1 protein-coding gene is annotated in these 1,711 nt (G+C 64.5%); it reads right to left on the bottom strand.

The genetic code is table 11. From position 1 onward, the window contains the following. The coding region (locus tag VFZ66_00610; GenBank protein HEX6287653.1) for an AAA family ATPase at nucleotides 1–1,711 on the bottom strand (1,711 nt) is incomplete at both ends.

The following is a 1,711-nucleotide window of genomic DNA, read 5'->3' as shown; positions in this document are numbered from 1 at the left end:
GCCGCGCAGCAGATGCATCGCCAGCGGGTTCTGAAGCCGCTGCTGGATCACTCGCTTGAGCGGACGCGCGCCGTAGATCGGATCGTAGCCTTCTTCGGCCAGCCTGCGCCGGGCATCGGGCGTCAGATCCAGCGCGATCTTGCGGTCGCCAAGCAGCTTGCGCAGCCGACCAAGCTGAATCTCCACGATCTGCCCGATCTGCTCGCGGCTCAGCGGGCTGAAGACGATCATCTCGTCGATGCGGTTCAGGAACTCTGGCCGCAGATGCGCGCGCAGCTCCTCGAACACGCGCACGCGGATCGCATCTTCGCTGGCGCCCTTCTGCGCCAACTCCTGAATCTGGATGCTGCCGATGTTGCTGGTCATGATGATCACGGTGTTCTTGAAGTTGACCACACGACCCTGGCCGTCGGTGAGCCGACCGTCGTCCAGCACTTGCAGCAGCACGTTGAACACATCTGGATGTGCCTTCTCGATCTCGTCGAGCAGCACCACGCTGTAGGGCCGTCGGCGCACGGCCTCGGTGAGCTGGCCGCCCTCCTCATAGCCCACATAGCCTGGAGGCGCGCCGATCAGCCGCGCCACGGTATGCTTCTCCATGTACTCCGACATATCGATGCGGATCATCGCGTGCTCGTCGTCAAAGAGAAACTCCGCGAGCGCTCGTGCCAGCTCCGTCTTACCGACGCCGGTCGGCCCCAGGAACAGGAACGAGCCCAGCGGACGATGCGGATCTTGCAGCCCGGCCCGCGCGCGGCGCACCGCGTCGGCTACGGCCCGCACGGCCTCACCCTGCCCGACGACGCGCTGATGCAGCCGCTCCTCCATCTTGACCAGCTTCTCGACCTCGCCTTCCAGCAGCTTGCTGACGGGCACGCCCGTCCAGCGCGAAACCACCTCGGCGATGTCCTGCGAGTCGACCTCCTGCTTGAGGATCGAGCTGCCGCTGGTCTGCAACTGGGCCTCGGCGTCGGCCAACTGCTGCTCAAGGCGCGTCAACTGGCCGTATTGCAGCTCGGCGGCTTTGTTGTAGTCGTAGTCGCGCTGCGCCCGCTCGATCGCCACATGCGTCTCGTCGATCTGCTGCTTGAGCTGCTGGATGCGCTGGATCTGCTCGCGCTCGCGCTGAAGCTGCGCCTCCACGGCGTGACGGCTTTCGCGCAGGTTCGCCAGCGTCTGCTCGATCTTGTCGAGACGCTCCTTGCTGGCGGTATCTTTCTCTTTCTTCAACGCCTCGCGCTCGATCTCAAGCTGCATGATCCGGCGCTTGAGATCGTCCAGCTCGCGCGGATCGCTGGTGATCTCCATCCGCAGCCGCGCCGCCGACTCGTCGATCAGGTCGATCGCCTTGTCGGGCAGGAACCGATCGGTGATATAGCGGCTGGAAAGCCGCGCCGCCGCCTCGATCGCCTCGTCGCTGATCGTCAGCTCATGATGTTCTTCATAGCGCTTGCGCAGCCCGCGCAACATCTCGACGGTCGTCTCGACATCGGGCTCCTCGACAAACACCGGGCTGAAGCGCCGCTCAAGCGCGGCATCCTTCTCGATATGCTTGCGATACTCGTCGATCGTCGTAGCGCCGACCACCTGCAAATCGCCGCGCGACAGCGCCGGCTTGAGCATGTTCGAGGCATCGATCGAACCGGCAGCCGCACCCGCGCCAACCACGGTATGCAGTTCGTCGATAAACAAAATCAGCCGCCCGGCCGCC

The sequence above is a fragment of the Herpetosiphonaceae bacterium genome (genome assembly GCA_036374795.1).
Taxonomy (GTDB): domain Bacteria; phylum Chloroflexota; class Chloroflexia; order Chloroflexales; family Kallotenuaceae; genus LB3-1.
The sequence above is the reverse complement of the archived record's forward strand: the minus strand, read 5'-3'. Positions and strand labels throughout refer to the sequence as shown.